This window comes from Variovorax sp. 679 (assembly GCF_003952185.1).
GTDB lineage: Bacteria > Pseudomonadota > Gammaproteobacteria > Burkholderiales > Burkholderiaceae_C > Variovorax.
Genome location: NZ_RXFS01000005.1, coordinates 1 through 24,780 on the forward strand (window position 1 = coordinate 1; position 24,780 = coordinate 24,780).

A 24,780-nucleotide genomic window follows, 5' to 3' on the forward strand; every position below is an offset into this window, starting at 1 on the left:
AGACAATGGCTGGGGGTTTTTGCTTTGCGCCACCGAAAACACACAACTTCGGAACCAAGGCAGAGCAATCTGCAACCACTACAGGTTACGCAGGAATGAACCACTCTTCTCCGCAGCGCATGACTCAATCAGCTCCGAAAAAATATCTCCGGTCAATCGATCCAGTTCCACGTCGTTGAAGAAGCGTGCCCGAATTGAATTGAGATAAGCCGTGCCCTGCAGCCAGGCATCCCAATCCGCCACAGAGATCGACTGCACCTCCAGCAGCTTGAACTTCATCAGCACCTTGATGGCATGCCGCGCGTGTTTCACAGGATCGCGCTGAAGGCCATCAAGCCGCCGATACGCTACGGACAGCGCCTTGTCGACGCCATCGAAGACAGAGCCGTGCCCCGGAATCACCCGCCGCGGCGCAAGCCCCGCGATCAGATCCAGGGTGGCGCCCACGTCTTCGAACGACGGCTCCCCGGCCAACTCGGGAAACGCAATGCCGAATCCGTTCTCCCACAGTGCATCCGCCGAGATCAGCGTCCGTGCCTCGGCATCGAACAGGATGACTGAGTGAGGGTCATGACCAGGAGCTGCATGCACCTGCCACGGCCTATCCCCAAGCAACTGCTCGGTCCCTGGCTGCAACAGTCCGGTAAAACCGAATCGCGGACAGGTCTGCCCCGTCGCCAGAAAACTCAAGCCTTGCTGATCCCAACTCTGCACGAATGCAGCCTCGCCCGGCGGAATGTCAGTGCGAGCTGATGGATACCGCGCCTGCAGCGCGGCATTTCCCCCGCAGTGGTCGCTGTGCAGATGTGTATTCAGAATGCGATCGAGCGGCAGCCTTCCCAGCACAGATTCGACCAGCGCGACCGTCTGATCGGCATGTGTTGCGTACCCCGTATCGACGATCGCCGTTTCTTCCTTGCCCACGAACAGGACGTTGTTCGAGGAAAGCCACCCCCGCTCGAGCACAACGACATTCGCCGGCAGCCCGGTGCTCGCCGACGAATGGCTCATCGTTCAGGCGCCCGCACTGGTGCGAAGTTCGCGGCGCAGGATCTTCCCGACATTGGTCTTCGGCAGCGACTCCCGGAACTCGATGTGCTTCGGCCGCTTGTAGCCCGTGAGCTGCGAATGGCAGTACTGCAGCACTGCATCCTCGGTCAGCGCAGGATCCCTGCGGACCACGAAAACCTTGATGGCCTCGCCCTGCTTCTCGTCGGGCACGCCCACTGCCGCGCATTCCACGACGCCGGGGCACAGCGAGATCACGTTCTCGAGTTCGTTCGGGAACACATTGAAGCCGCTGACCAGGATCATGTCTTTCTTGCGGTCGACGATGCGGCTGTAGCCGTCTTCCTGCATCACGGCGATGTCGCCGGTGCGCATGAAGCCGTCCGCCGTGAATGCCGCAGCGGTCTCGGCCGGCTGGTTGTAATAGCCGGTCATCACGTTCGGCCCCTTGATGCAAAGCTCGCCGGACTGCCCCATCGGCAGCGAATTCCCTTCATCGTCCTTGATCGCGATCTCGATGCTGGGCAATGGCAGGCCGATCGTCCCGGTGAACTTGGTGTTCGACACCGGGTTGTTGGTCCCGATCGCGCAGGTCTCGCTCATGCCCCAGCCTTCGATCATCGGACAACCCGTGGCTTCGAACCACTTGCGCGCCGTACCTTCCGAGGCAGCCATACCACCCGCCTGCGAAACGAACAGCGTCGAGAAATCGACCGACTTGAACTCAGGATGCATCAACAGCGCATTGAACAGCGTGTTCACCGCGGGCAGCATGTGGAAGGGCCGCTTCTTCAACACCGCGATGAATTTGTTGAAGTCCCGTGGGTTCGGAATCAGCGTCATGTGCGAGCCCTGGCGGATCACCAGCAGGCACAGCGTCAGCGCGAAGATGTGATACAGCGGCAGCGCGGCGATGCTGTTGACCTTCGCCAGGTCGCCGGCGCGCGACAGCGCCGGTGTGAACCAGGCCTCTGCCTGCAGAGTGGCCGCGACGATGTTGCGATGAGTCAGCACCGCGCCCTTCGATAAGCCAGTCGTGCCGCCCGTGTACTGCAGGAAAGCAATCGAATCGAGCGTGCTCTGGTCGGGCCCCAGCGTGCGACCGCGCCCTTCGGAGATGACCTGGTTGAACGGCGTCACGCTGCGCCCGTCGCTCAACGGCAGCTTGTAGGCCGGCACCAGCTTCGCGAGGTGGCGCACGGCCACTGTGATCCACGCGCCGTACAAGCCGCCCAGCAGGTCGCCCATCGACGTCATGACCACGTGCTTCACGGGCGTGCGCTCGATCACCTTCTCGAGCGTCGCGGCGAAGTTCTCGAGGATGACGATGGCCGTTGCCCCGGAATCCTTCAGCTGATGCTCCAGCTCCCGCGCCGTGTACAGCGGATTGACGTTGACGCAGGTGTACCCCGCGCGCAGCACGCCGCACATGGTGACCGCGAACTGCGGAATGTTGGGCAGCATGATCGCCACGCGCGCTCCGGGCTCGAGCCCGCGCGACTGCAGCCAGGCACCCAGCGCCTTCGACAGGGTGTCGAGCTCCCCATAAGACATCCAGCGTTCCATGCAGACCGAGAACGGCCGGTCCGCATAGCGGCCGAAGGCCTCGTCGAACATGTGAGGCAAGGAGCGGTACTGCTCGGGATTGATTTCGTGCGGTACGCCGGCCGGATAGTTCTGTCGCGCGGATGTGGTCTGCATGCAAGCTCCTTTGGCGCGGATTGTGGGAGGCAGTGCGCCTCCGCGACCAGCGGGCTTGTCCTAGGGGAAGGGCGCGGGCTGTCGCGCGCGCGATAGCTGCGCGCGCCGAACAACCCTTCGGAATTTCAGGCCTTGCCCGATTCGCCCGGCAGCAGCACGCCGGCTTCGATGTCGGAAGCGACCTCCAGCGACTCGTACAGCGGCGTGAAGTCGGGCTCCGTGAGGTCGAACAGCTGGGCGAAGCTGTCGATCACGAAGTAGTTGGCCTGGTAGGTGTCGATCTTGTACCGCGTGCGCATGGTGCGCAGCAGGTCCAGAGGCAGCCGACGCGGCTCGTCGCTGAGCACTGCGTGCTTCAGCTCGCCCACCGAACTCAGGATGCCGGCGCCATATGCGCGGAGGCCATCCGGCTGGCGGATCAGCCCGAACTCCACCGTGTACCAGTAGAGGCGCGCCAGCTTCTCTCCGGCGCCCAGCTCGTGCGCCTTGATGCCGCCTTGCCCGTAGCGCTGCACGTAGTCGGCGAAGGTCGGGTCGAACAGCATCGGCACATGGCCGAACAGGTCGTGGAACACGTCGGGCTCGACGATGTAGTCGAACTCCTCCGGCTTGCGGATCCAGTCCGTCACCGGAAACTTGCGATTCGCGAGCAGCGTGAAGAACGGCAGTTCCGGAATAAGCCCAGGCACCGCCACGATCTCCCAGCCCGTCGCGCGATGCAGCCGTTCGTTGAGTTCGTCGAAGCGCGGGATGCGGTCCTTCACGCCGAGCGAGGGCAGCGCCTTGATGAAGGCATCGCAGGCCAGTCCCGGCAACTGCGCCGCCTGGCGCTCGTAGAGCCGGCGGTAGGTGTCGTGATCGGCCGCCGTGTAGCTGGCCCAGTCCTGCGGGCAGGTGTAGTCGGCCAGCACCTTGCCGCCGCGCGAGTAGTCGCCACGAGGCGGGCGATCCGAGGCGCCGTAGACGGCGGGGGTGACAACGGCGGCGGCAGGGGTTTCCATCGAGATCGGTCTTGTCTTGAATTGCTTACTTGAGCCAGCGGTCCATCGTCCGCTGGAAGTCGCCGCCGGCCTGCTGCAGGTGCAGCCACTGGTCGACGTACGACTTGAAGGCCACGTCGTCGCGCGGCAGCATCCACGCCATTTCGCCGTACTGCAGCGGCTTGTCGGGGTTGACCGCGCACAGGCCCGGCTTGAGCTTCTGCTGCGTGATGGCCTCGGCCGCCTCGGTGACGAACACGTCGGCGCGGTTGGCGAGGATCTCGTCGAAGATCGTCACGTTCTCGCCGTGCAGCGTGAGCTTGGCCTGCTTGAAATTGGCGCGGGCAAAGCGCTCGTTGCTGCCGCCCGGATTGAAGATGACGCGCACCGACGGCTTGTCGATGGCCGCCACGCTCTGGTACTTGGCCACGTCGGCGCAGCGCGCAATGGGCGTCTTGCCGTTGACCATGTAGGGCGCGCTGAAGAAGGCGCGCTTCTGGCGATCGGTGGTGACAGACACGCCGCCCACGGCGATGTCGCACTTGCCGGCCGCCAGGTCGGGCAGCAGGTTGGCCCAGGTGGTCTTGACCCACTCGGGCTTCGCGCCGAGGCTGGCGCTGAAGCCCGCCATCAGGTCGACGTCGATGCCCTCGAAGGCGCCGTCCGTCTTCTGGAAGCTGAAGGGCTTGTAGTCGCCCGGCGTGCAGATGCGCAATACGGCGGCCTTCTGCACCGTGTCCAGGTGCGAGGCGCTGGCAGCCGGCGTGGCCGCCGGCGCCATCGCGCAACCCGAAAGAACGGCGGCGGCTGCCGCAATGAAGGTCAGACCGATCGAAGGCGTACAGCTGCGCATGCGTGCTCCAGAAGCAGGTGAATAAGGGAAGGGGCCCTTATTTTGCGGCGCTCAGCACGCCGCGGCGCATCTGGTCGAGTTCGATGCTCTCGAACAGCGCCTTGAAGTTGCCGTTGCCGAAGCCGTCGTCGCCCTTGCGCTGGATGAACTCGAAGAAGATCGGGCCCAGCTGGTTCTCGCTGAAGATCTGCAGCAGCAGCGCATCCTTCTTGCCGTCGATCAGGATCTTGCGCTTCTGCAGCGCCTCGACGCTCTCGCCATGGCCGGGAATGCGCTTGTCGACCAGCTCGTAGTACGTGTCGATGGTGTCCAGCAGCGTCACGCCATTGGCGCGCAGCGCGTCGACGGTCGTGTACAGGTCGTCCGAGCCCATGGCGATGTGCTGGATGCCTTCGCCCCGGTACATGTCCAGGTACTCCTGGATCTGGCCGGCCTGCTCCTTGCCCTCTTCGTTGATCGGGATGCGGATCTTGCCGCAGGGGCTGGTCATGGCCTTGCTCTTCACGCCCGTCACCTGGCCTTCGATGTCGAAGTACTTGATCTCGCGGAAGTTGAAGAGCTTTTCGTAGAAGTCGGCCCAGACGTTCATGCGGCCGCGGTACACGTTGTGCGTCAGGTGGTCGATGTAGGTCAGGCCGTTGCCGAACGGCGAAAGCGCCTGCTCCGGCGCAACGCCGGGCAGTGCCTCGAAGTCGACGTCGTAGAAGCCGATGTTGCCGATGTCGCCGGGCTTCGCCCCGTTCTTGCCGGGCCAGCGGTCCACCAGGTAGATCAGGCTGTCGCCGATGCCCTTGATGGCGGGAATGTTCAGTTCACCGGGGCCGGCCTTGTCGGCGAAGCCCCAGGCGCCCAGTGCCGTGGCGCGTTCGTAGGCTTGCTTGGCATCCTGCACGCGGAAGGCGATGGCGCAGACGCTCGGGCCGTGCTCGCGGGCGAACTTCTGTGCGAACGAATCGGGTTCTGCATTCAGGATGAAATTGATCGTGCCCTGGCGATAAAGCAGCACGTTCTTGTGGCGGTGCTTGGCCACGGCCTTGAAGCCCATGCGCTCGAACACCTTGCCCATGGCGACCGGATCAGGTGCCGCGTACTCGATGAATTCGAAGCCGTCGGTGCCCATGGGGTTCTCCCAGGGCGTGAAGGCGGGTGCGTCGGCTTGGCTCATGTGCGGTCTCCGGTGGGTGGGGATTGAATGAATAGGGCGCGAAATCGGCCGGTCATGCAATGTAGGTTGGATGCCTCTCAGGTTTTCTGCGTTTCCGGGCGCTTGCAATGGTCATTGCGCAGTAAAACTGCAAGAATGCGGAAATGGAAGCACTGGACAAGATTGATAGGCTCATTTTGCGCACGCTGCAAGCAGACGGCCGTGCAACCTACGACCAGATCGCCGAGCAGGTGAGCCTGTCGCCCAGCGCCGTGCTGCGGCGGGTCAAGCGGCTGGAAGAGCACCGTGTGATCGACCGCTACGTGGCCCTCGTCCAGCCGGAAGCCATCGGCCTGGGGCTGACCGCATATCTCAATGTGCGGCTCGAAAAGCACACCGAGACCCACAAGCGCAACCCCATGGACCTGTTCCGCGCCAGCGTACAGACCTGGCCCGAGGTCGTCGAGTGCGCGGCCCTGACCGGCGACATGGACTACCTCCTGCGCGTCGTGGTGGCCGACATGGCCCACTACAGCCGCTTCATCATGGACACCCTGCTCAAGCACCCCAGCGTGGAAGACTGCAAGACCAGCTTCGTGCTCGACCGTGTCAAAGCCACAACAGCTGTGCCTGTTTAGCCACATTTTGGTTGCGCGAGCGCCACGCGCTCTGGTAGAGAGTCACGAATGTGTCCTGGAATTGACCTTGCATACTTGTTGTTTAAGGGAAAACCCTTAAAGTCGAGCCATGCTTACCGCCAAGACCCTTCTCAAAGCGTCTCTCGGCATTGGCTCTTTCCTGAAAGCGCCGATGGTTGAGGCGCAACCACGCGCAGTCAGCGCGCCTCAACCCGTCATGGTGCCGATCCGCTCGATCGGCCCGCGCGAACGCGAGCGCATCGCCCGCCATCTGCTCGACCTCACCCCGCACGACCGCTACCTGCGTTTCGGCTACGCGGCGGCCGACGAGCAGATCCAGCGCTACGTCGACGGCCTCGATTTCGAGCGCGACGAGCTCTTCGGCATCTACAACCGTCGCCTCGACCTGATCGCGATGGCGCACCTGGCCTTCGCCCCCGGCGACCAGCACAGTGACTGCGCCGAGTTCGGTGTGTCCGTCTCGGCCCATGCGCGCGGCCGGGGCTACGGTGCCCGCCTGTTCGAACGCGCCGTGGTCGTGGCTCGCAACGAAGGCGTGGGCATGCTCTTCATCCATGCGCTGAGCGAGAACGCCGCCATGCTGAAGATCGCCCGCAACGCCGGCGCCACCGTGGTGCGCAGCGGCTCCGAAGCAGAGGCCCATCTGGAGCTGCCCAGCGCCACCTTCGACAGCCGAATGAGCGAAATCGCCCTGGAGCACTACGCCGCCGTCGACTTCGCGCTCAAGAGCCGCGCCAAGCAGTTCTGGGCCTTCCTGGCCAGCCTGCAGGAAGTGCGCAGCGGCATGCGCGACGCCCGCAAGAAGTCCGCTCCCTGAGGGAATGCGGCGCCCCCAGCCGGCCTACGCCGGCCTTGGGGTAGAGCGTGTCACACGCAATCCGGTATCCTTGTTCCTCCTCAACTCCGCCCTCCCGCAGTGGCCGACCCTCACCCTGAACGCGCTCCCGTCGAACGGGAAGACAAGCGCAGCTTTCTCCAGAAACTCGCCGAATTCATCCACCCCGGTCCCGACTCGCGCGACGAGCTGATCGAAACCCTGGCGGACGCCGAGGACAACGAGGTGATCGGCGCAGAGTCGCGCGTGATGCTCGAAGGCGTGCTGCGCATGGCCGACATGACCGCCGGCGACGTGATGGTCGCCGCGCCGCGCATGGACCTGGTGAACATCGACGCGCCGTTCGACGCGCTGCTGCATCTCATCATCGACACCGCGCACTCGCGCTTTCCGGTGTACGAGGGCGAGAAGGAAAACATCATCGGCATCCTGCTCGCGAAGGACCTGCTCAAGCTGCAGCGCGCGCCGGGCCTGAACATCCGCGCGCTGCTGCGGCCGGCCACCTTCGTGCCCGAGAGCAAGGGCCTGAACGACCTGCTGCGCGAGTTCCGAGGCAACCGCAACCACCTGGCGATCGTCATCGACGAGTTCGGACGCGTGGCCGGCCTCATCACTATCGAGGACGTGCTCGAGCAGATCGTCGGCGAGATCGAGGACGAGTTCGACATCGCGGAAGACGAGGGCGACATCTTCGGCCTCGCCGACCACACCTACCGCGTCTCGGGCGACACGCCCATCGAGCGCGTTGCCGAGGCCTTTGGCATCGTGTTCGACGAAGAGCAGCTCAGCGAAGACTTCGACACCATCGGCGGGCTGATCGCGCACGAGATGGGCCACGTGCCCAAGCGCGGCGAGCACCATGCGATCGGCGGTTTCGACTTCGTCGTGCTCCACACCAAGGGCGGCGCGGTGCGCTGGTTCAAGGTGTCCCCGGCACGCGGCGGCGACGCGGCCGACTGATGGCCCGCGCGCCGGCTTCCTCCTTCGCCAACCTGTTCCGCCTGATCGGCTTCGGCGCCGCCGGGCTCGCGCAGGCGCTGTCGATGGCTTCGCCCGTCGGCGGCAAACCGCTGTGGTGGCTGCAGCTGCTGTCGCTCGGTGCGTTCGTCTGGCTGCTCGACGGCCTGCGCGCGCAGGGCGCGGGCTGGCGCCGCGCCGGCCTGCATGGCTGGCTCTTCTCCACCGCCTGGCTCACGGGCAGCTTCTGGTGGCTCTTCATCTCGATGCACACCTACGGCGGCTTGCCGGCTCCGCTCGCGGCCATCGCCGTGCTGGCGCTGGCCGCGGCGCTCGGGCTCTACTACGCCGTGGCGGCCGCGTGGTTCGTGGTGCGCGGGCCGAAGGGCCGGGTGACGGGTGCGCTGGTCTTCGCTGCGCTCTGGACGCTCGCCGAGCTGGTGCGCGGCAGCTGGTTCACCGGCTTTCCGTGGGGCGCCGGCGGCTATGCGCACGTCGAGGGACCGCTCGCGGCGTTGGCGCCATGGGTGGGTGTCTACGGCATCGGTGCGGCGGCCGCGCTGGTCGTGGCGCTCGTCGCACTGAATCGGCCGCTTCGCATTGCCGACGCCGTACAAGGTGCAGCGCTGATCGCACTGGTGTTCGCCGTGCCTCATCTGGTGCCCGCGCTCCGCGACGACGTACAGGGCGCGAAAGGCGCGACCGGCAGCCTGAACGTCGCGCTCCTGCAGGGCAACATTCCGCAGGACGAGAAGTTCGTTCCCGGCGGTGGCATCGAGACTGCGTTGCAGTGGTATGGCGAGCAACTGCGCGATGCCAAGGCTTCGCTCGTCGTCACCCCCGAGACTGCCTTGCCGCTGCTGCCGCAGCAACTGCCTGCCGGCTATCTGGAGGCGATCAAGGCACGCTACAGCCAGGGCAACCAGGCCGCCATCGTCGGCCTGCCGCTTGGAGGGCAGGGCACCTACAGCAACGCGGTGCTCGGCTTCCGCCCCGGTGACGCGCAGACCTACGCCTACAGCAAGCATCATCTCGTGCCATTCGGCGAATTCATTCCGCTGGGCTTCCGCTGGTTCATCCAGATGATGAACATCCCGCTGGGCGACTTCGCGCGAGGCGGCCTCGCGCAGGCGCCCTTCGTCTGGCAAGGCCAGCGTATCGCGCCGAACATCTGCTACGAAGACTTGTTCGGCGACGAGATCGGCGCGAACTTCCGCGACGAGGCCACGGCGCCCACCATCCTGCTCAACGTGAGCAACATCGCGTGGTTCGGCGACACCGTCGCCATCGACGAGCACCTGTCGATCTCGCGCATGCGCGCGCTCGAGTTCGCCCGGCCGATGGTGCGCTCCACCAACACCGGCGCGACCGTCGTGATCGACGCCCAAGGCCGCGTCACGCACGAACTGCCGCGCCTCACGCGCGGCGTGCTCGAAGCCAGCGTGGAAGGCCGGCGCGGCCTCACGCCCTTCGCACGCTGGGTGGCGCCCTTCGGCCTCTGGCCGCTGTGGCTGCTGGCCATGGCCATCGTGGCGGTGGCCTTCGTGCAAGGCCGTCGCAAGAACTGAAAGCGGTCAGGCTGCCGACGATGCCTTCACAGGCCAGTCGCGCAGCTTGCCGGGGTTCAGCAGGCCCAGCGGATCGAAGCGCTTCTTCACCTCGATGACTTCTGGCGGCAGCGGCCCGCCGGCCTTGCCGTCTTCCACGATGTTCACGTGCGGGTTGTTGATGTGCACGTTGTGCTCGCGATGGATGCGGATGATCTCCTGCAGCCGCTCCTCGGTGCTGAATCGCACCAGCTGCAGCCCGCTGCAGGTCATGAGCCCCGCCACGTTGCGCAGGAACTCGACGTGCATCATCACCTCGCCGCCCAGCAGCTTCTCCATCTCGATGACCTGCTCGACATGCTTGCCCGGGATGAACCCACTTTGCAGGTAGGTCAGCGTCGGGTCGATCTTCAGCGCGTGCAGCGTCGTGTGGTTCCAGGTGAATTCCATCAGCGTGCGGTTGCTCTTCTGCACTTCGGCGGCCGTCTTGCGGTAGCTCACGGTGCCGCTGTGCGACTCCACCAGCAGCAGCATCGCCGGCTCGCTCGACTCGGCCACCAGCGACAGCACCGTGTGGCAGCCCTGCGGCAGGTGCGAGGCCAGTTGTGCGAGGTGGTCGGAGATCGGTGCGGCGAAGAAGGTGACGCCGCGCTTCACGATGCCCGGCGCATGCGCCAGCTTGTCCGCGAAGTTCAGCGCGCTCTCGAAGTCGCCGAAGGTCACCAGCGTCTCCAGCCACGGATGCGCCGGTGCCAGCGCGATCTCCAGCTCCAGCACGAGGCCGTTGGTACCCCACAGGTGGTGCATGCGCATCGCCTCGGCACCACGCAGCTCGATCACCTGCGGCTCGGCCTCGATGGTCATCGCGCGGATGCCGAGCACGTTGCCGGGCGCACCCAGCGGCCCGTAGTTGATGGAGCCCACCCCACCGAAGCCGCCGCCGAACAGGCCGCCAAGCGTCGCGCTGCGGTAGGTCGACGGCACGCAGCGCAGTTCCTGCCCCGTGGGCTTCGTCTGCTTCTCGAGCTCGCCGAGGCGGATGCCGGCCTGCGCCCGCGCCACGCCGGGCTGCACCCACAGGCAGGTGTTGTAGCCCGTCATGTCGAGCACCACACCGCCGGCCAGCGGCGTGGTCTGGCCGTAGTTGCCGGTGCCGCTTCCGCGGATGGTGATCGGCACGCAGCGGCGCGCGCAGGCACCGACCACCGCGCGGATCTCTTCTTCGGTGCGTGGTCGCACGACGACGTCGGCGCGCTTGTCCTTCAGCTGGCGCACGAGCACCGGGCTGAACCACGAGAAGTCGGAGGACAGCCGCGTGACGCGGCTTTCGTCGGTGATCCAGTCGAGGTCTGGCAGTTCGAGCAGCAACTGCTCGATGGCGGAAACGGGAGCATTCATGGTCAAGGTTCAATCCTGGGAAAGTTCGCTCGCATGCCAGGAGCCCAGCGCCAGCTTCGTGAGCCAGGCCATCAGCACGAAGAGCGCGACACCGGTGAGCGAGATGAGCAGCAGCGCCGCGAACATGCGCGGAATGTTCAGCTGGAAGCCCGCCTGCAGGATCTGGTAGGCCAGCCCCGCGCCCGAGCCACCCGTGCCCGCGACGAATTCAGCCACCACCGCGCCGATCAGCGCGAGGCCGCTGGAGATGCGCAGCCCGCCGAAGAAGTAAGGCAGCGCGCTCGGAATGCGCAGCCGAACCAGCTGCTGCCAGCGAGTGGCACGGTTGAGCTTGAAGTAGCTCTGCAGGTCGGGGTCGATGCTGCGCAGGCCCAGCGTGGTGTTGCTGATGATCGGGAACAGCGCCACCAGCGCCGCGCACACCGTCATCGCGGCCACCGGGTTCTTCACCCAGATGATGATCAGCGGCGCCACCGCCACGATGGGCGTCACCTGCAGCAGCACCGCGTACGGGAAGAGCGCGGTCTCGATGCGCTTGCTCTGCACGAACAGGAACGAGATCAGCACGCCCGCCACAGTTGCGAGCAGGAACGACAGCACCGTGATCTTCAGCGTGACCAGCAGCGCATTGCCCAGCGGTGCCCAGTCGGTCACCAGCGTCTGCACCATCAGGTAGGGCGAGGGCACCAGGTAGGGCGGGAGCTCCATGGCCACCACCATCCACTGCCACAACGCGACCAGCACCACGCCGATCAGCACCGGGTAGAGCACGCGCTGCACGCGCGGCTGGTTCAGCAAAGGCATGGGCTTCGTCATCGCGCGGCCTCCTCGTCGGTGCTGCTGGCGCGCAGCAGGCTGTCCTGCAGCCGCTTGGCGTGGCGCGCGAATTCGGGCGTGACCATGAAGTCGGCGCTGCGCGGGTAGGGCTCGTCGATGCGGAACTCTTCCACCACGCGGCCCGGCCGCGCGGCCATCATCACCACGCGGCTCGACAGGAACACAGCCTCGTGGATCGAGTGCGTCACGAAGATCACCGTGAGCTTCTTCTTGCGCCACAGCTCCAGCAGGTCGGCGTCGAGCTTGTGGCGCGTGATCTCGTCGAGCGCGCCGAAGGGCTCGTCCATCAGCAGCAGGTCGGGCTGCGTGACGAGGCCGCGCGCGATCGACACGCGCATCTGCATGCCGCCCGAGAGTGCACGCGGCAGCGCGTCGGCGAACTTCTCGAGCCCCACCAACGCGAGCGATTCCATCACCCGCGCATCGGCCTCCTTGCGCGGCACGCCCGCCAGGTCCAGCGGCAGCCGCACGTTGGTGCGCACGCTGGCCCACGGCATCAGCGTGGGCGACTGGAACACGAAGGACAGCTTGTGCGGGCAGTCGTGCAGCTGCGCCACCGGCCTGCGCCACACCAGCAGGCGGCCGTCGCTGGGCTCGAGCATGCCGGCCACCATCTTCAGCAGCGTGCTCTTGCCGCAGCCAGAAGGGCCGAGCAGGGTTACGAACTCGCCCTCGGCGATCGACAGGTCCACCGGCAGCAGCGCTTGCGTGCCGTTGGGGTACGTCTTCTCGGCCGAGAGCACTTCCACTGCCGGCACGGCGGGCGCGAGTTCGGGCGGAGGGGCCAGCGTGTGGGGGTCGATGCGATTCATTCGTGAGGCCTTTCGAGAACGGCCGCATCGCGCGGCCGCCTGGTTTCAGGGCAGTGCTTGAGCGTCAGGGCAGGACCTTGGCGTCCTTGACGAACTCGGTCGTATAGGTCTTCGCCAGCTCCACCTTCGACGGGTCGAGCAGCTTCGCGCTCACGAGGAAGTCGTAGCTCGCCTTCGCACGCGCATCCGTCATCACGCCGATGCCGAGCTTGGCTGCGTCGCCGCCGGTGATCATTCCCATCTCCTTGAGCTTGGCCACGCTGTAGGCGAGCTGGTCGTCGGTCATGTTGGGGTTGTCCTTCTTGATCAGCGCGTTGGCGGGCGCCGGGTCGGCGAGGTAGCTCTTCCAGCCCTCGGCCGAGGCCTTCACGAAGGCGGCGACCTGCTTGCTGCGGTCCTTCACGGTCTTCTCCATGCACGACACCGTGGTCGCATAGGCCGGGAAGCCGTGGTCGCTGAACATCAGCACGGTGCTCTTCACGCCGGCCTTCTGGATGGCGTAGGGCTCGGAGGTCAGGTAGCCCTGTTGCGCGGTGTTCTTGTCGGCAACGAAGGGCTGGATGTTGAAGGTGTAGGGCCGCGTCTGCTCGTCGGTGAAGCCGAACTTGGCCTTCAGCCACGGCCAGTAGCCGCGCTGCGCCTGTGCGCCGATCAGCAGCGTCTTGCCCTTCAGGTCCTCGAACTTCTTCACGTCGTCGTGCGCGATCAGCACCTGCGGGTCTTTCTGGAAGAAGGCCGCCACGTTGACCACCGGCACGCCGCCTTCGCGCACCTGCATCATCTGGATGTCGCTCGAACCCATGATGCAGTCGGCCTGGCCGGCGGCCATCATCTGTGTAATGTTGACCTGCGGGCCACCCATCTTGATGGTCACGTCGAGGCCGTATTTCTTGTAGATGCCCTGCGCCACGGCCTGGTAGAAGCCGCCGTGCTCGGCCTGCGCGTACCAGTTGGTCATGTAGGTGAACTTGTCCTCGGCCTGTGCGGGCGCGGCGGCGAGGAAGGCGATGGCGGCGGCGCCGGCGATGGACAGTGCGAAGGAGCGCATGGTGGGGACCTCTCGTAGGCAGGGGAGTTGAAGAAGAAAAAGGTGAATCGGCCGTTGCAAGAAGCGGGCTCAGGCAGGCTGGAAGCTCTGCTGCACGAAGCCCTGCTGGTGCCCGCGCTCCCAGGTGGCTTCCTCGCGCACCACCCAGCGCAGCGCATGCAGCTCGGTCAGCGCTTGCACCCAGCTGTCGGAGAGCGTGTCGAGGATGGCTTCGCCCTGCTCGCGCGTGGCGGTGGTCGGGTCGCCGATCACGCCACTCGGGCCGAAGTCGCGCGCGGTCCAGGCGCAGGCCGGGCGGCCGTCGGCCGACAGCAGCTTGATCGGGAAGGGCGGCGGAAAGTTGGCGACTGCGTGCTCCATGTGCACCGTCTCGGGTGCGAGCGCGAGCATCAGCGCCGTCTCGGAATGGCCCGCATGCATCGCGAGCTTCTTTTCCTGTTCGCTCACCTGCTTGCTCGCCGCGCTCGGCAAGCGCGACACGCCGTGCGGCACGATCACGAAGTCGCCGTGGCGCAGGCGCAGTTCGCGCGCCGCCATCTCCAGCACCTGCGGCTGGCCGCCGTGGCCGTTGGCGAACAGCAGCTTGCGGAAGCCCGAGCGGTAGACCGATTCGCCGATCTCGATCACGGTCGACAACAGCGTGGTCCCGGTCAGCGTCATGGTGCCGGGGAAGTGCAGGTGCTCTTCCGACTTGCCATAGGTGATGGTCGGCAGCGCGAATGCGCGCACCTCGGCGGGCAGCTTCTCGAGCGCCTTGCCCATCACGCCCGAGCAGATCACGCTGTCGACCGAGCACGGCAGGTGAGGGCCGTGCTGCTCGATGGCGCCGCAGGGCAGCACGATGACGGTGTTCTCGCGATCGGGCAGCGCGGCGATCTCGGTCCAGCTCAGGTAGGGCAGGAAGCGGTGGGGCGGGATGTAGCCGTGGAGCATGGGAGTCCTTGTTCTCTTACTTTGGGAGGAAGGGCGTCGCGTCGCCGTGCGTGACGCGGCCGTCGCGCAGCACCACGCGGGTGGATGTGCGCGAAGGCCAGCCGTGGCGGTCGGCCTGCGTGAACAGCACAAGGTCGGCGGCGCGGCCGACCAGCGAAGGCGCGGCCGACGCAGGTGCGCGCTGCAGCCAGTCGCCGCGGCACAGCGCCTGCGACCAGGTATCGAAGGGCTCGTCGAGCTGCGCCACCAGTGCGGCCGTGCCAAGCGCCTCGACAGGGTCGAAGCTGCCGAGGCGGCAGAAGGGGTCCTGCACGTTGTCGCTGGCGAAGAGCAGCGGAATGCCGCGATCGCGCGCTTCCTTCACCAGCGTGATGCCGCGCTGGCGCGGCGTGCGGCCGGTGACTGCATCCTGCAGCAGCAGGTTGGTTGCGGGCAGCGAAACCACCGTGATCGGTGCGCGCGCCACCGCATCGAGCGTGGCGAAGGCCTGCGCCTCGGGCTGGGCCGCGAGCGCGCAGATGTGGCCGCAGACCACGCGGCCTTCGTAGCCGATCTCGCGCAGGATGCGCGCGGTGGTCTGCAGGCCGACGGCCGAGGCGTTGAGTTCCTCGTCGACGTGCAGGTCGATGTCGAGATCGCAGGCCTGTGCCGACACCAGCAGGTTGCGCAGCGCGTTCTCGCTCCAGTTGGTGGAATGCACGAAGCCGCCGAGCAGCGCGTGCGGCCCGGTCGCCTTCACCTGCCTGGCGAGGCGCATAGCCTGCGCGGCGTCTTCGAAGAGCGGCAGCTTGATCAGGCTCACCTGCTCCAGCCGCACCCTGCCGGCCCACTCCTGCGCCAGCTCGGCCATCACCGGCCAGGCCATCGGCACGGCATCGGGCTCCCACCAGTCGACATGCGTGCGCAGGTGCACGGTGCCGCATTCCCAGGCCCATTGCAGGCCGCGCGTGGCGCGCTCGCGCACGTCGGCGGGTGTCCAGTGCACGCGGTCGGCGAGCATCGCGTCGATGGCGCCGAGCAGGCCGGGTTGCACCTGCTTCATGCGCGGCAGCGTGAAGGCCTTGTCGAGGTGCGTGTGGACGTCGACGAAGCCGGGCAGAGCCAACGTGCCGGCGAGGTCCCAGGCGGAAGGCGATGGCTCGGCCGTGGCGGGTTGCACCGACTGGACGCGACCGGCCTTGATCGCAATGCGCGCGAGCGCAGGCACGCCGTCGCGCTGCGGCCAGTCCGCGGGCAGCAGCCAGCGCGGCAGCCGCACGTTGTCGAGCAGGGTGGGGGCGGGCCCGTTCATGCGAACCGCGCCATGGCTTGCCCGACACGCGCCATGAAGCGCTTGAGCTGGGGCTCGGTCGCGACGTTCATGTGGTAGTGGGCGTGGTAGTCGACCTTGGCGCGCTGTCCCGTCAGCCGCTTCATGTAGCGCGTGACGATCTTGCGCGGCGGGTCGCCCATGTACATCGCCATCCAGCGCGGCCGGCCGTAGGTGACGACGGCGCTGATGCGCCTGATGTGCGTGAGCATCGGCTTCACGTTGGCCGGATCGCTGATGTCGAAGGCCACGCCCGGCATGAAGAGCCGGTCGAAGTAGCCCTTGAGCATCGCCGGCAGCCCGAAGCACCACGTCGGAAAGCAGAACACGATGCCCTCGGCCCACTGCAGCCGCTCCACGTAGGGCGCGAGCGGCAGCTGGTTGGAGGGCACGTCGTGATAGCCCAACCGCTCCTCGCGCGACAGCACCGGGTTGAAGCCCTCCGCGTAGAGATCGCAGTCGTCCACCTCGTGCCCGGCGGCACGGAGGTTCTTCAGCACCTCCTGGTGCAGGGCGGCGTGGAAGCTGGTTTCGACCGGGTGGCAGTAGACGACGAGCACGCGCATGGTGTGTTTGACCGCTTAATCAGAGCAAGTGGTCAGGTTATGCAAGCGACGTGCCAGTGGTGGTGCACTGGTTTGGGGCTACGTGGTAGCGGGGCGATGCGTCGGCCGGAAGGCTCGCCTTAGTTCGATTGAATTCCGTAACAAAAGTCACGGAAGCCGGCAGAAACACAACGAGAAAAGCGAAGGCCTCGAGCTTTACGTAACACTCGCACACTCTTTCATCCAATTGTTAACTAAAATTCACAGTCCTAAGTTTGTGAACTTTGGGCCTCATTTCTCTCTTCATCAACCGTTCGATACCCGAGAGTCCGTCCTCATGAAAAAACCTTCCCTCATCGTTGCAGCCGTTCTTGCTGCCTTGGTCACCAGCGCGGCAGTCGCCGCAACGACCAGTTCCACGTTCCAGGTCCTCATCACCGTGACTAAGGCCTGCTCGGTTACTGCAGGTGCGGGCTCGAACATCAACTTCGGTTCGGTCACTTCCACCGCCACCGCCCTGTCCGCCAGCAGCAACATCAGCGTGACCTGCTCTAAGTCGACGCCCTACAACATCGGCTTGCAGCCCTCGAGCGTCCCCACCAACACTACCGGCGCCGGCGTCATGAATCCCACCGTGGCCGGTCCGGACACCATCCCCTACCAGCTGCGTTCGGTTAGCGCCACTGGCTCGGTCTGGGGCAACGCCACCTCGCCCGCCAACACCGTGGCTGGAACCGGCACCGGCGCGGCCCAGTCGATCCCCGTGTTCGCCACGGTCGCGAGCGTCAACGTGACGCCTGGCGACTACTCCGACACCGTGACCGTTCAGGTCAACTACTGATCGATGGCCTGACCGTGCACCGCTTGCTGCGCCACACACTCGCCCTCGCGTTCGCCCTGCTGGTGTGCGCGGCCGCCTCGGCGAGCGGGCTGCAGGTCGCTCCGGTCACCTTGACGCTCCAGGCCTCGCAGAACGCGGATGGCCTCTGGCTCAGCAACACCGGCGACGACGTTGTGCACGCGCAGGTGCGGGTCTATCAGTGGTCGCAGGAGAATGGTGGCGAAAAGCTGACGCCCTCGCGCGAGCTCCTCGTGAGCCCGCCGATGGTGCAGCTCGCACCGTCAGAGCGGCAGTTGATCCGCGTCATCCGCACCGGGGTTCCCGCCGGCGCGGTCGAGAATTCGTACCGGGTCATCATCGACGAGCTGCCCGTCGAGATGAAGGAGAAGAAGGGCCTGCAGCTGGTGCTGCGCTACTCGGTTCCCATCTTCATCGCGGCCGCCGGAGCACAGCCGGCCGCGCCCCAGCTCAGCTGGTCGCTGCGCCGCGAGGGCAGCCAGGCGATGCTCGAAGTCGCCAACGGCGGCGGAATGCACGCCCAGCTTGCCGATCTGGATTTTGTCGATGCCGCCGGCAAGCGCACCCCGGTGCATGGCGGCCTGATGGGCTACGTGCTGCCTGGCGCGAGCATGCGTTGGCCCTTGAAGACACCCGCGGAAGCCTTTGCTGGCGGCGGCGTCCTGGAAACGAAGATCAATGGCAACGCGACGCAGGAAAAGATTCCGCCACTTCCACGCGTCCGCTGAGCGCCTGCTCCCACTGCTGCTTCTGTCGGGTCTGGCGTCTGTCGATGCCCAGGCCGAGAAGACTGCAGCCGGGCCGGGCTCATGGCTGGTCGCATCCGCCGCGGAAGCCGACCTCACCGGACCGGGCGGCAGCGACCTCTACCTGGAGCTGAGCCTCAACGGCAACCCACAGGGGCTGGTGCATTTCGGCCTGCGCGGCCAGGAGCTCTGGGCCAGCGCCACCACGCTGCGGCAGCTGGGCTTCATCCTGCCGGAGGGCGTGTCCGATCCCGTGCGCCTCAAGAGCCTTCCCGGGGTTCAGGTGTCGTACGACACCGCAAGGCAGAGCCTTTCGATCAATGCCTCCGACGACGTGCTGCGCCTGCCCAGGACTGTGGTCAACACGTCGACGGTGTCCTCCCCGAAGGCCAGCGCCTCGCCCGGCCTGCTGCTCAACTACGACCTTTACGGCACGCAGGGCCGGGGCAACAACTCCAGTCTCAACGCGCTCGCCGAAGTGCGCGCCTTCAGTGGAAGCAGCGTGTTCAGCAGCACGATGATGTCGCGCGCCTACCGTGTCGACAACGACGACTGGAAGCACGACTCGGTCCGCCTCGACACCACCTGGAGCCAGTCGTTTCCCGACGACATGCTGACGCTACGCGTGGGCGACACCACCACCGCGTCGCTTCCGTGGTCGCGGTCCACCCGGATCGGAGGCATCCAGCTGTCGCGCAATTTTTCGCTGCAACCCTATCGCACCACCACCCCGCTGCCGGCGTTCCTGGGCTCGGCCACCCTGCCCTCGCAGGTGGAGCTCTACATCAACGGCCTGCGCCAGTACACGGGCCAGCTGCCGGCGGGGCCCTTCCAGCTCAACACGGTTCCGAGCATCAACGGTGCGGGCAATGCCCAGGTGGTGCTCACCGACGCCTTCGGCCGTGCCACGACGCTCGATTTCTCGCTGTACGACACGCAGCGGCTGCTGCAGGAGGGCCTGTCCGACTGGTCCGTCGATCTCGGCGTGGTGCGCAAGAACTACGGCCTGCGCTCGAACGACTACGGCAGCGACCCCGCCACCACCGGTGTCTGGCGCTACGGCGTGAGCAACAGCTTCACGCTGGAGGCGCACGGCGAGGCCACCAGAGGTCTGGTCAAGGGCGGCGTCGGCGGCGCATGGCTGCTCGGGCAGAGCGGCGTGTTCACTGGCGCCGTGGCGCAGAGCAGCTATCGCGGGGAGGGAGGCTCGCTGCTCAACCTGGGCTACAGCTGGCGCGACAACCAGTTCAACTTCGCGGTCGAGGGCACGCGCACGCGCGGCGAATACCGCGACGTCGCCTCCCTGTACGGCAGCGCGCCGCCGCGCGGTTCGGGCCGGGCGTCGATCGGCTACACCACGAAGGACTTCGGCAGCTTCGGCCTGAGCTACCTCTACCTGCGCTATCCGGCGCAGGAGGCGACGCGCATGGCCAGCGTCTACTGGTTCAGGGCGATCGGAAGCAGCGCCTCGATGAACGTGAGCCTCAACCAGAACCTGGACAACCGCCGCGAACGCAGCCTCTTCGTCGGCTTTACCTGGGCGCTGGACGGCAACATCACGGCCAGCGCCGGCGTGCAGCGCGACCGCGGCCAGACCGTCTACACCGCAGACGCGCAAAGCTCCATGCCGGGCGACGGCGGCATCGGCTGGCGCGCCGGCCTGCGCCAGGGCGGCGGCCAGAACGGCGGGCAGGCCGAGATCGACTACCTGGGCCGCTACGGCCGCGCCATGGCCGGCATCAGCGTGCTCGGCGAGAGCCGCTACGCCTACGCCGGCGCCACCGGCTCCATCGCGTTCATGGGCGGACAGCCCTTCGCGGCCCGGCGCATCGACGACGCCTTCGCGGTGGTCTCCACCGACGGCATCGCCGGCGTGCCCGTGAGGCTGGAGAACCGGGACATCGGCACCACGGATGACAAGGGCATGCTGCTGGTGGCGCCGCTGCGCTCCTACCAGAACAACCAGCTGTCCATCGATCCGATGCAGCTGCCCGCCGACGTGAAGATCGAGCGTGTGAAGACGGTCGCCACGCCGAGCGACCGCTCCGGCACGTTGGTGCGGTTCGGCATCACGCCGGTCAGCGCGGCCGCGCTGCTGCTGGTGGACGAGGCGGGCAAGCCCCTGCCGCTGGGCAGCCGCGTGCGCGCCAACGGGCAGGGCGGCGAGCCGGCCCTGGTCGGCTTCGACGGCGCGGTGTATCTCGAATCGCTGCAGGCCCACAACGCGCTCGACGTGCAGACGCCCGGCGGCGCCTGCCGGACCAGCTTCGACTATCGCAAGGACGGCACGGCAATCCCGCAGATCGGGCCGCTGCGCTGCACAAGGGAGGCCAGGACGCCATGAGTCTTCTGATCCGTACATTGCGGGCCCTGTGCCTGCCGCTGTTCTGCGCGCTGCTGTCGCTGCTCTTCGCGGGGAATGCGCAGGCCTCGATCAACTGCACCGCGTCGATGACGGCCGTGGCCTTCGGTCCGGTCGACCTGGTCGCCGGCGGCACGCCCCCGTCCGTCAACGCCACGCTGAGCTACACCTGCACCAAGACCGGCAACACCAACACCACCGAATACGCCAGGGTCTGCTTCAACATCGGCGACGGCAACGAAGGCCTCACGAACTTCAATCCACGCGTCATGAAGAGCGGTGCCGGCGACTCTTTGAAGTTCCAGCTCTACCAGGGGACGAGCACCACGATCTGGGGCTCGAACGGCAACGCCGCAGTGCCGAACCCGTACACGATCAACATCGCCATTCCTGCCCGGTCCACCACCTCCTCGGGAACCGCCACGATGCGCGGGGAGCTGCTTGCCCTCCAGACCACCGTGCCGCCGGGCTCGTACCAGGACAACTTCGCCGGCATCCATACCTCGATCACGCTGACGTCGAGCACGAGTGCCCCGCCGACTACCTGCGGCACGACGCTGGCGGACCAGTTCGCCTTCATCGTCAGCGCGACCATTTCCAAGAGCTGCCTGGTCACGGCCGACCCGCTGAACTTCGGCTCTGTCGTGGGCCTGCCGGGCGGGGCCAACGTCGATCAGACCAGCACGATCAACATCACCTGCACGACGCCGACCTCCTACACGGTCGGGCTGACACCGTCCAACAACCTGACCGCCGGTGCGGGGACGATGACGCCAACGGGAGGCGTGCCCGGCAACACCGACTCGGTGCCCTACCAGCTCTACCGCAACCCTGGCCGCACGAATGTATGGGGCAGCGTCATCGGAACCAACACTGTCGCAGGCTCGGGCAATGGCCTGGTCCAGCCGCTGACCCTGTATGGCCGTGTCCTCGGTGCCAGCACCAACGTCCGGCCGGACAGCTACCAGGACATCGTGACGGTCACCGTGACCTACTGAGGCCCGCCTTCCGCCCGGGTTTCGGCGGGCCCGCGGCCTTGCCGCCACGAAATGCGTGCTGGCAAATTGCGCGCAATGCGCGAAGAATCGCGCTTCAGGGAGCCTTTATTTTTCCGCGACTCTGCCGATAAGCCTGACTGGGCATCGCTCCGATGCCTCCCACCCAGGTTGCGACGAGAGGAGTTCCCATGCCCGGAAACAGGCGCACTGCAGGGGCGACTGCGCTACGGTCGCCGCGAACGGTACCCCCGATGGCTGCCGTCGGCGTGCTGCTGCTCCTGTTGCCGTTGCCGCTGCAGCTCAGTTCCGCAGAGCCGATGCGCGCCACGAGCAGCGCCACGGGCCGTTTCAATCTGACGATCAACGTTCTGCCGACCTTCAAGGTGCTCGACGTCACGCCTGTGAAAGGTGGGCACGAGTACCGCGTCTGGACCAACATGGCGTCCGTGACCATCAAGGGGCGTGAGTACCGCTTCGACAAGGTCGGGGAATCGACCTTCATGGTGCCCGGCACCGATGCCGACGGCCGCGACAGCCTTGGTGCCGTCTGGCATGGCACCACGGGTTCGATGGCGACGATCACGGGCGGCGCTTCGTCGCAGGCCGCAACAGCCGCGGCCGGCGATGGCAGCAATGCGACGCGGGTGACAGTGACCTACTAGGCCGCAGGCAGGGCGCCGGCCCTGCCCAACCCTGAATTTCTTCCCGTTCCTGCCGATACCCGGAGGTCGGGCGCCGATGGCGCGCCCGCATCTCATGTTCTTGCGACGGACAACGGATCGGACCTCATGACGGGAAATCGGCTTCACCCGGCGCGCGCCGCCCTGGCCGCGCTGATGGTGCTCGCGCCGCTGGCGTGCGCGGCGGAGAGCAGCTTCGGCACCGGCTCCGCGACGGCACGGGTGCGCCTCGTGGTGGTCGTGCCGCCGGTGTTCCAGGTGCTGCGGGCCACGCAGACCGCAGGGGGATACGACTATCTGGTCTGGACCAACATGAAGTCGATCACGATCGGCGGTCGCGAATACCGCTTCGCGCGGCCTGGCGAGAACACCGTGCACGTGCCCACGGCGCCTCCCGGCGCCTGGGTCGTGCACGGTCTCTAGGCTCCTCTAGCCGCGCTCAGTCTTTTTCAGTCCTGGTTGCCGATCTCGGTGTTGTCAGGCGACAGGCAAAGCGCCCCCGTGCAGTTCAGCGACCGGAAGAAGATCGGCTCGTCGGGGTTGCCGAAGTAGCGCAGGCCGAGGGCCGTCTGCTCGTTCGCCTGGATGATGTTGTTCTCGTCAAGACCGAAGTAGATGTCGTTGGCCTTGGGGAACTCGTACTCGAAGGTGCTCGCCTGCGTCACGTCCTTCATGTAGAGGAAGAAGCTCGGCCGCTTGCCGTCGGTGTCGGTCAGGAAGCGCTCCTTCAGCAGGCGGTAGCCCAGCGCGCCCTGTTCGCGGATCTGTTTCGGGACGTCGGGGAAGTCGCCGCCGACCACGCTCAGCGGGCTGATCACTGCCTTCATCTCGTAGCGCGCGGAACTGCTCAGGTCCCTGATGAAGAAGTACGCGCTCTCGTTGTTGATGGTGCTGGGCGCGAACCACGGCCTGAAGCCGTTGGCGCCTTGCGCGTTGGCCGCGTTCAGCATGTCTTCCTTGGTGTTGGGGATCGGGATGGAGTTGTAGTCGTAGGTGGCCGACGAGCCCATGTCCTTGCGATAGAGCACGCCGAAAACGGGATTGCTGTTCGGCGGCGGCAGGATCTTCAGCTGCGGCATCAGCTGCACGAAGACCTTGCCTTGCGCGCCCTGGTCCTTCATCTGCTGCAGCAGCCGCGGCAGCAGGTCGCGCTTCAGGATGTCGAGCTCGATCGTCTTGTACTCGTAGGTATAGGTCGTGTCGACGTCCTTCACCACCATGAATTTGTCCTGCAGCCGCACGATGTTGCCGCCGAGGGTGCCTTCGACATAGCGATAGCCCGCGGCGCCTTCGCGGTTCAGCAGCGCGATGTAGTCGTCGTAGCGCTTCTCGGCCGGATCGACGTCCGGATCGCGGTCCTGCTCGAAGGTCACGTACTTGTAGTGGGCGTTGATGGGCGTCGGATTGGTGCCGGGGCCGGGTTCTTCAGGTGGCGGCTCCTTTGGCGGCGGCTCCTTCGGCGGCGGGGGGATCTGGCTGAAGAGCCCCGGGTCGAAGCCGCTGCCACCGCCACCGCCTCCACCACCACCACCGCACGCCACCAGTGCCGCCGTCGCGAGCGCGGCAAAGAACAATCTCGTTTTCATGATCCTCTACTCCTGTTTGTTCGTGATTCGCCGCCGCAAGAAAAAAGAGGGCGGGCGGCGAAGCGAGCGAAGGTAGGCGCGCAGGCACGCCCAACACAGTGCAGAAAGTCACTGCGTTGCAGGAAGCTCAAAGAACGCGGGAGAAAGTTAGAACGAAAGAATTGAACCCGGCGCGGGGGCTCGCGTTCAGGCGCCGAAGCTCAGGCCTTGATGCCGCAGCCGTTGAGCACGAAGGCCACGAGCTCGCGCGCGATGGGTTCGCGGTCGATGGGCGCGTCGGGCGGCAGGCCGAGCATCACGCGCGCCTGGATCGCGTAGTCGGCATAGCTCTGGGTCATGGCCCAGATGTGCATCAGCAGCATGCGCGCGTCGAGCGGGCGCATCTGCCCGCGCGCGATCCAGCCGTTGATCACGTCGATCTTGTTCTGCGTCCAGGCCCGCGCGTTGGGCCAGTAGCGGTCGAGGTTGCGCCCGCCGTCGAGGATCTCGCGCGTGAAGAGGCGCGACATCTCGGGGCTGTCGATGGCGTGGTCGAGCTTCTTGCGGATGTAGCTGCCCAGCACCGTGGCCGGGTCGCTCGCATCCTCGAACGAGAACACCACCTTCCATGCGTGCAGCACCTGCATCAGCAGCTCTTCATAGAGCTCTTCCTTGCCGGCGATGTAGTAGTGCAGCTGGGGCTTGGTGAGGCCGGCGCGCGCCGCGATGGCCTGGGTCGAGGTGCCCTTCAGGCCGTGCAGGCTGAATTCCGTGACCGCGGCGGTGCGGATCGCCGCCATGATGCGTTCGCGCCCGGGCCTCGCGCGCGACAGCGGACCATCTGGCGCGGGCATTTCCCGTGCGGGTGAAACGGTGAGGGCGGCGGGATCGGCGTTCATGATGGCGGGTGGGCGGCAGTGCGCGCGGTCGATGGTAATACCACCCCGGTCCTGCGCATGACCGCATGCCATGCCGGCATGGGCGCACGGGGCATGCGGGCATGG

24 protein-coding genes are annotated in these 24,780 nt (G+C 66.3%); 10 read left to right on the top strand and 14 right to left on the bottom strand.

Features of this window, described 5'->3' with window-relative positions; translation table 11 throughout:
* Positions 1–78 precede the first annotated feature (78 nt).
* From EJO71_RS13210 to hppD, 5 genes are all read right to left on the bottom strand, one after another.
* Positions 79–1,011, bottom strand: a complete 933-nt coding sequence (locus EJO71_RS13210; protein WP_125949622.1) for an MBL fold metallo-hydrolase — start codon at positions 1,009–1,011, stop codon at positions 79–81.
* A gap of 3 nt (positions 1,012–1,014) precedes the next feature.
* Positions 1,015–2,709: an AMP-binding protein gene (locus EJO71_RS13215; RefSeq protein ID WP_125949621.1), complete on the bottom strand. Its 1,695-nt coding sequence runs from the start codon at positions 2,707–2,709 to the stop codon at positions 1,015–1,017.
* 125 nt (positions 2,710–2,834) lie between these two features.
* On the bottom strand, positions 2,835–3,710 hold the full coding sequence (gene phhA, locus EJO71_RS13220; protein WP_125949620.1) for a phenylalanine 4-monooxygenase: 876 nt from the start codon (positions 3,708–3,710) through the stop codon (positions 2,835–2,837).
* 25 nt (positions 3,711–3,735) lie between these two features.
* Positions 3,736–4,542, bottom strand: coding sequence for a transporter substrate-binding domain-containing protein (locus EJO71_RS13225; RefSeq protein WP_125949619.1), 807 nt, complete (start codon positions 4,540–4,542; stop codon positions 3,736–3,738).
* 37 nt (positions 4,543–4,579) lie between these two features.
* Positions 4,580–5,707 (bottom strand): 4-hydroxyphenylpyruvate dioxygenase, encoded by a 1,128-nt coding sequence (hppD, locus tag EJO71_RS13230; RefSeq protein ID WP_125949618.1) that lies wholly within the window; start codon positions 5,705–5,707, stop codon positions 4,580–4,582.
* A 143-nt stretch (positions 5,708–5,850) separates the two neighbouring features.
* Between hppD and EJO71_RS13235 the strand changes: the two genes are divergently transcribed.
* The 4 genes from EJO71_RS13235 to lnt all read left to right on the top strand — a co-directional run bounded on the left by EJO71_RS13235 (position 5,851) and on the right by lnt (position 9,705).
* Complete coding sequence (locus EJO71_RS13235; protein ID WP_093206014.1) at positions 5,851–6,324, top strand: Lrp/AsnC family transcriptional regulator; 474 nt, start codon at positions 5,851–5,853, stop codon at positions 6,322–6,324.
* A 109-nt stretch (positions 6,325–6,433) separates the two neighbouring features.
* Positions 6,434–7,162: a GNAT family N-acetyltransferase gene (locus EJO71_RS13240; protein ID WP_125949617.1), complete on the top strand. Its 729-nt coding sequence runs from the start codon at positions 6,434–6,436 to the stop codon at positions 7,160–7,162.
* 99 nt (positions 7,163–7,261) lie between these two features.
* Entirely contained in the window at positions 7,262–8,140 is an 879-nt protein-coding gene (locus tag EJO71_RS13245; protein ID WP_125949616.1) for a transporter associated domain-containing protein, read from the top strand.
* Positions 8,140–9,705, top strand: coding sequence for an apolipoprotein N-acyltransferase (gene lnt / locus EJO71_RS13250; protein ID WP_125949615.1), 1,566 nt, complete (start codon positions 8,140–8,142; stop codon positions 9,703–9,705). The genes EJO71_RS13245 and lnt overlap by 1 nt, the downstream gene beginning before the upstream one ends.
* Before the next feature lie 6 nt (positions 9,706–9,711).
* Here lnt and EJO71_RS13255 read toward each other — a convergent pair whose 3' ends face one another.
* The 7 genes from EJO71_RS13255 to EJO71_RS13285 all read right to left on the bottom strand — a co-directional run bounded on the left by EJO71_RS13255 (position 9,712) and on the right by EJO71_RS13285 (position 16,587).
* On the bottom strand, positions 9,712–11,082 hold the full coding sequence (locus EJO71_RS13255; protein ID WP_125949614.1) for an FAD-binding oxidoreductase: 1,371 nt from the start codon (positions 11,080–11,082) through the stop codon (positions 9,712–9,714).
* Between the two features lie 9 nt (positions 11,083–11,091).
* Positions 11,092–11,898, bottom strand: coding sequence for an ABC transporter permease (locus tag EJO71_RS13260; RefSeq protein ID WP_125949613.1), 807 nt, complete (start codon positions 11,896–11,898; stop codon positions 11,092–11,094).
* Entirely contained in the window at positions 11,895–12,731 is an 837-nt protein-coding gene (locus EJO71_RS13265; RefSeq protein ID WP_125949612.1) for an ABC transporter ATP-binding protein, read from the bottom strand. The genes EJO71_RS13260 and EJO71_RS13265 overlap by 4 nt, the downstream gene beginning before the upstream one ends.
* Positions 12,732–12,795: 64 nt before the next feature.
* Complete coding sequence (locus EJO71_RS13270) at positions 12,796–13,779, bottom strand: ABC transporter substrate-binding protein (RefSeq protein WP_125949611.1); 984 nt, start codon at positions 13,777–13,779, stop codon at positions 12,796–12,798.
* Positions 13,780–13,848: 69 nt separating this feature from the next.
* Entirely contained in the window at positions 13,849–14,712 is an 864-nt protein-coding gene (locus EJO71_RS13275) for a creatininase family protein (RefSeq protein WP_125949610.1), read from the bottom strand.
* A 16-nt stretch (positions 14,713–14,728) separates the two neighbouring features.
* Entirely contained in the window at positions 14,729–16,003 is a 1,275-nt protein-coding gene (locus EJO71_RS13280) for an amidohydrolase family protein (RefSeq protein ID WP_125949609.1), read from the bottom strand.
* Entirely contained in the window at positions 16,000–16,587 is a 588-nt protein-coding gene (locus tag EJO71_RS13285) for an NAD(P)H-dependent oxidoreductase (protein ID WP_125949608.1), read from the bottom strand. The genes EJO71_RS13280 and EJO71_RS13285 overlap by 4 nt, the downstream gene beginning before the upstream one ends.
* A gap of 316 nt (positions 16,588–16,903) precedes the next feature.
* On the opposite strand from EJO71_RS13285, the gene EJO71_RS13290 reads away from it, so the two are divergent.
* The 6 genes from EJO71_RS13290 (at position 16,904) to EJO71_RS13315 (ending at position 22,634) form a co-directional block, all read left to right on the top strand.
* The gene (locus EJO71_RS13290) at positions 16,904–17,407 is read left to right on the top strand and encodes a spore coat protein U domain-containing protein (RefSeq protein ID WP_125949607.1); all 504 of its coding nucleotides are present in this window, start codon (positions 16,904–16,906) and stop codon (positions 17,405–17,407) included.
* Positions 17,408–17,421: 14 nt separating this feature from the next.
* Entirely contained in the window at positions 17,422–18,153 is a 732-nt protein-coding gene (locus EJO71_RS13295; RefSeq protein WP_125949606.1) for a molecular chaperone, read from the top strand.
* On the top strand, positions 18,104–20,515 hold the full coding sequence (locus tag EJO71_RS13300) for a fimbria/pilus outer membrane usher protein (protein WP_240651407.1): 2,412 nt from the start codon (positions 18,104–18,106) through the stop codon (positions 20,513–20,515). The genes EJO71_RS13295 and EJO71_RS13300 overlap by 50 nt, the downstream gene beginning before the upstream one ends.
* On the top strand, positions 20,512–21,531 hold the full coding sequence (locus tag EJO71_RS13305) for a spore coat U domain-containing protein (RefSeq protein WP_125949605.1): 1,020 nt from the start codon (positions 20,512–20,514) through the stop codon (positions 21,529–21,531). The genes EJO71_RS13300 and EJO71_RS13305 overlap by 4 nt, the downstream gene beginning before the upstream one ends.
* A 251-nt stretch (positions 21,532–21,782) precedes the next feature.
* Positions 21,783–22,193, top strand: coding sequence for a hypothetical protein (locus EJO71_RS13310; protein WP_240651406.1), 411 nt, complete (start codon positions 21,783–21,785; stop codon positions 22,191–22,193).
* A 126-nt stretch (positions 22,194–22,319) separates the two neighbouring features.
* Complete coding sequence (locus tag EJO71_RS13315) at positions 22,320–22,634, top strand: hypothetical protein (protein WP_125949603.1); 315 nt, start codon at positions 22,320–22,322, stop codon at positions 22,632–22,634.
* A 26-nt stretch (positions 22,635–22,660) separates the two neighbouring features.
* On the opposite strand, the gene EJO71_RS13320 is transcribed toward EJO71_RS13315, so the two are convergent.
* Both EJO71_RS13320 and EJO71_RS13325 read right to left on the bottom strand, forming a co-directional pair.
* Positions 22,661–23,797: a hypothetical protein gene (locus EJO71_RS13320; RefSeq protein WP_125949602.1), complete on the bottom strand. Its 1,137-nt coding sequence runs from the start codon at positions 23,795–23,797 to the stop codon at positions 22,661–22,663.
* Between the two features lie 200 nt (positions 23,798–23,997).
* On the bottom strand, positions 23,998–24,675 hold the full coding sequence (locus tag EJO71_RS13325) for a TetR/AcrR family transcriptional regulator (RefSeq protein ID WP_171022514.1): 678 nt from the start codon (positions 24,673–24,675) through the stop codon (positions 23,998–24,000).
* Between the last annotated feature and the right edge of the window lie 105 nt (positions 24,676–24,780).

Excerpts from the sequence above, each read along its gene's own strand:
- EJO71_RS13210 (WP_125949622.1), bottom strand. The coding sequence starts at position 1,011 with ATGAGCCATTCGTCGGCGAGCACCGGGCTGCCGGCGAATGTCGTTGTG.
- EJO71_RS13215 (WP_125949621.1), bottom strand. The coding sequence starts at position 2,709 with ATGCAGACCACATCCGCGCGACAGAACTATCCGGCCGGCGTACCGCAC.
- phhA (WP_125949620.1), bottom strand. The coding sequence starts at position 3,710 with ATGGAAACCCCTGCCGCCGCCGTTGTCACCCCCGCCGTCTACGGCGCC.
- EJO71_RS13225 (WP_125949619.1), bottom strand. The coding sequence starts at position 4,542 with ATGCGCAGCTGTACGCCTTCGATCGGTCTGACCTTCATTGCGGCAGCC.
- hppD (WP_125949618.1), bottom strand. The coding sequence starts at position 5,707 with ATGAGCCAAGCCGACGCACCCGCCTTCACGCCCTGGGAGAACCCCATG.
- EJO71_RS13235 (WP_093206014.1), top strand. The coding sequence starts at position 5,851 with ATGGAAGCACTGGACAAGATTGATAGGCTCATTTTGCGCACGCTGCAA.
- EJO71_RS13240 (WP_125949617.1), top strand. The coding sequence starts at position 6,434 with ATGCTTACCGCCAAGACCCTTCTCAAAGCGTCTCTCGGCATTGGCTCT.
- lnt (WP_125949615.1), top strand. The coding sequence starts at position 8,140 with ATGGCCCGCGCGCCGGCTTCCTCCTTCGCCAACCTGTTCCGCCTGATC.
- EJO71_RS13255 (WP_125949614.1), bottom strand. The coding sequence starts at position 11,082 with ATGAATGCTCCCGTTTCCGCCATCGAGCAGTTGCTGCTCGAACTGCCA.
- EJO71_RS13260 (WP_125949613.1), bottom strand. The coding sequence starts at position 11,898 with ATGACGAAGCCCATGCCTTTGCTGAACCAGCCGCGCGTGCAGCGCGTG.
- EJO71_RS13265 (WP_125949612.1), bottom strand. The coding sequence starts at position 12,731 with ATGAATCGCATCGACCCCCACACGCTGGCCCCTCCGCCCGAACTCGCG.
- EJO71_RS13270 (WP_125949611.1), bottom strand. The coding sequence starts at position 13,779 with ATGCGCTCCTTCGCACTGTCCATCGCCGGCGCCGCCGCCATCGCCTTC.
- EJO71_RS13275 (WP_125949610.1), bottom strand. The coding sequence starts at position 14,712 with ATGCTCCACGGCTACATCCCGCCCCACCGCTTCCTGCCCTACCTGAGC.
- EJO71_RS13280 (WP_125949609.1), bottom strand. The coding sequence starts at position 16,003 with ATGAACGGGCCCGCCCCCACCCTGCTCGACAACGTGCGGCTGCCGCGC.
- EJO71_RS13285 (WP_125949608.1), bottom strand. The coding sequence starts at position 16,587 with ATGCGCGTGCTCGTCGTCTACTGCCACCCGGTCGAAACCAGCTTCCAC.
- EJO71_RS13290 (WP_125949607.1), top strand. The coding sequence starts at position 16,904 with ATGAAAAAACCTTCCCTCATCGTTGCAGCCGTTCTTGCTGCCTTGGTC.
- EJO71_RS13300 (WP_240651407.1), top strand. The coding sequence starts at position 18,104 with ATGGCAACGCGACGCAGGAAAAGATTCCGCCACTTCCACGCGTCCGCT.
- EJO71_RS13305 (WP_125949605.1), top strand. The coding sequence starts at position 20,512 with ATGAGTCTTCTGATCCGTACATTGCGGGCCCTGTGCCTGCCGCTGTTC.
- EJO71_RS13310 (WP_240651406.1), top strand. The coding sequence starts at position 21,783 with ATGGCTGCCGTCGGCGTGCTGCTGCTCCTGTTGCCGTTGCCGCTGCAG.
- EJO71_RS13315 (WP_125949603.1), top strand. The coding sequence starts at position 22,320 with ATGACGGGAAATCGGCTTCACCCGGCGCGCGCCGCCCTGGCCGCGCTG.
- EJO71_RS13320 (WP_125949602.1), bottom strand. The coding sequence starts at position 23,797 with ATGAAAACGAGATTGTTCTTTGCCGCGCTCGCGACGGCGGCACTGGTG.
- EJO71_RS13325 (WP_171022514.1), bottom strand. The coding sequence starts at position 24,675 with ATGAACGCCGATCCCGCCGCCCTCACCGTTTCACCCGCACGGGAAATG.